General features: G+C 47.0%; 3 protein-coding genes and 1 pseudogene. All 4 read right to left on the minus strand.

Annotated features, from left to right (window positions below):
- Positions 1 to 18: 18 nt before the first annotated feature.
- Positions 19 to 771 carry a PD-(D/E)XK nuclease family protein gene (locus ACTHUT_RS16710; RefSeq protein WP_250601128.1) on the minus strand — a complete coding sequence of 251 codons (753 nt, stop codon included), beginning with the start codon at positions 769 to 771 and terminating at the stop codon, positions 19 to 21.
- Between the two features lie 14 nt (positions 772 to 785).
- A pseudogene (locus ACTHUT_RS16715) lies at positions 786 to 978 on the minus strand (hypothetical protein); the annotation flags it as partial.
- 11 nt (positions 979 to 989) lie between these two features.
- Positions 990 to 1,799 carry a glutamate racemase gene (gene murI, locus ACTHUT_RS16720; protein ID WP_250601130.1) on the minus strand — a complete coding sequence of 270 codons (810 nt, stop codon included), beginning with the start codon at positions 1,797 to 1,799 and terminating at the stop codon, positions 990 to 992.
- A gap of 61 nt (positions 1,800 to 1,860) precedes the next feature.
- On the minus strand, positions 1,861 to 3,069 hold the full coding sequence (locus tag ACTHUT_RS16725) for a multidrug effflux MFS transporter (RefSeq protein WP_440419123.1): 1,209 nt from the start codon (positions 3,067 to 3,069) through the stop codon (positions 1,861 to 1,863).
- Positions 3,070 to 3,074 lie beyond the last annotated feature (5 nt).

Genomic DNA, 3,074 nt, shown 5'->3' on the forward strand with positions numbered 1-3,074 from the left:
CCATAAATATTCCTTTCTTCAAAGGGTTTCAAAATGGCGAGCCAAAGATAAAAATATCATTTTTCGAAAACTTTGTGCTTGATTCAATTCGTCATAGATAGTTTTTCTTATACTTTTAGCAATATCTTTCCAGCTTAAAACTACTACCTGCTTATGTAGGCTTTCATCTAAGGGGAGATAGCATCCTCTAGTCAGATACAATAAACATTTATGCGGTTCAGAAGATTTGTCCAAGATATCCTGATACCTTTTTAATTGGCTTGTTTTACCGTCATACATTTCAGCAGCATCCACCTTCGCCTCAATTATCAAACGGCAATTTCGGCTCTTAATATCAATATCAAAACGTTCCGAAATATTGCCACATTGTAAGGTTTCCTGATTAGTGGAGAAGCTTTCTTGCGTCAAATATGGAATAATTTCAGCAATACCGGCTTGTTGATTCAAATTTTCAAGCAGATTGAGTAGAAATTTTCTCCCAAATCCGTGATCTGCATGCATATCAAGCAGCCAGCACAATACTTTGCAATTGCGCACTTCATAGCGACCGAACTCTGCAAATTGCCAGATATTCATGGTCATACCACTGGATTTTAACTGTTGATAAGCTATATCAAATTCTTTCATAAAGGTCTGAAATTCAATATGTAAAATAGCCTTGGAATCATCAATGGTTGGTATGTTTTTTTTGCTCAGCAACAGTAAAGAATTTAAGCGATTAAATTCATTTAAAAAATGATTAAGCTGATCAATTAAATTATGTGTTCCCATGTACTTCTTTCTAGTCACTCAGCCCCAAAAAGTAGATTCTCTTTAATCCCCCGAATCCTATCCTGCAACACAGCCGAATCTTCAAACTGCAAATCCCTGGCCACCTGCTGCATAGCTTTTTTCCAATTTCGCAATTTATTCCAAGGCATCTTCTTCATTGTGAATTTCGCCGACTTTAACCTTATTTTTACCTTTCAGACGGCCTTTAATATTTCCAATCAACCCAACGTTACCATCTCAATCTGCTCCATACTCCTACCCAAGAAGCGTTCGCCGATGGTGCGGAAACGCAGTGGGATGTCGCTGACGTAGAAGCGGTAATCCGGGTTATCGTTTTCTGTATTCAGCAAACCTGCTTGCGCCAAGGCTTTGGCGGTGGCTTCGGCGGTGGTGATGGCGGAATCGACCAAGGTGACGTTTTGCGCTTCGTGGCTGATAAGCGGTTTGAGCAATGGAAAGTGGGTACAACCCAACACCAGCGTATCGATGTCGTCGGCCAAGAGCGGCTTCAAGTATTCGCGCACGGTCAGGCGGGTGACTTCGTGATCGAGCCAGCCCTCTTCTACCAATGGCACAAGCAGGGGCGCGGCTTGTGTGCGCACCAGCGTATCGTTGTTTTTTGAATGGATGGCGCGCGCGTAGGCATTACTGTTGACAGTGGTATTGGTCGCGATAATACCGATTCGGTTGTTTTTGGTGGTTTGCAAAGCGGCTTCCGCACCTGCGGAGATGACGTCCAATACGGGCATATTGCCTGCTTTTTGGCGGATTTTTTGCCCGGCAACGGCAGCGATGGTGTTGCACGCGATGACGAGTGCTTTGACATCGTTTTCCAGCAAGAAATCGACAATCTGCATGGCAAAGGTTTCAATGGTGGCGCGGGATTTGGTGCCGTAGGGAACGCGTGCGGTATCGCCGAAATAGATGATGTTTTCCATCGGCAGGCGTTCCATCAGGGCACGGACGTTGGTCAAACCGCCGACGCCGGAATCGAATACGCCGATGGGGCGTTGTTTGCTGGTACTCATGGTTAATTTCTTCAATATAAAGTTGAGGCCGTCTGAAACCGTTTTTCAGACGGCCTGAAGGTTAAACATATTCTTTTTTATCGTTTTCCACCCAAGCCTGATGCGAGCAAACCCACAACAGCACGATACCGCACACGGTCGAACTCAACATCATACCGGTCATCACCAAGGCGGAACCATTGTGCAGCCAAGTCGTTGCCATACCGACCGATGCACCGATAAGGGATTGGAATACGCCTAAAACCGCATTTGCGCTGCCACCCTCTGCGCTGAAATAGCTCATAAAGCAGGCCTGAGTGTTCGCACCGACCAAGCCTTGCGTACCGACTGAAAACATCACACATGGTACCAAAGCCCACAAAGGCGGCAGAGACAGCGACAATACCAAAACCGTCATCAGCAGATTGGCGGCAAATTGGACGATAATGCCCCATTTGAGGATGTTTTGCGGATGCGTACCGGTTTTCAAACGCCATGCGGTAACGCGGTTAAACGACATCATGGTAATGATATTGAGCGCAAATATCCAAGCATATTGGTTTGGTGAAACATGATACAGATGTTGGTACACAAACGACGATTCGGTCAAAAAGGCGAACATCGAACCAAAACTGAAAGCTTGGAAAAACAGATAGCCCATTGCGGCGCGCGTTCTCAAAACACGTTTAAACCTGCCTGCCACCACGCCAAACACATCCATGCTGATTTTGCCTTTTTGATGCGGCTTGGGCAGGAAATAACACATCAAACCCCAAAGCAGCAGCGAATAGCAGGCCAGAAAGCCGAAAATCATGCGCCAGCCGCCCAAATTCTGCAAGCCAGCACCAATCATCGGCGCCATCAATGGCACAATCATCAGAATGATGCCGATTAAGGCAAACATCTGCGCGGCTTTGCGTCCAGAATAATAATCGCGCACCATCGCGCCGGAAATTACCACGGTCATCCCCGCGCCAAACGCCTGCACGGCACGCAAGTTCAGCAGCTGCTCGACATTATTCACCATCGTCAAACCGATAACGGCAGCAAAGTAAATGCTCAAGCCCACCAAGGCGACAGGTTTGCGGCCTTTAATATCCGAAATCGAACCGCCGACCACCTGACCAAACGCCACGCCAAACATAAAAAAGCTCAGGCTTTGCTCGATGCGGTGGATGTCCGAACCCAGCGACTTCGCCATTTCGGGAATCGCAGGCAGATAGGCATCGACAGAAAACGGCATCAGCGCGACCAACATCGCCATCAGCACGGCCATGGTTTTTTCGCCCAAAGGGG

It is taken from the genome of Neisseria sp. P0022.S010 (assembly GCF_051956635.1).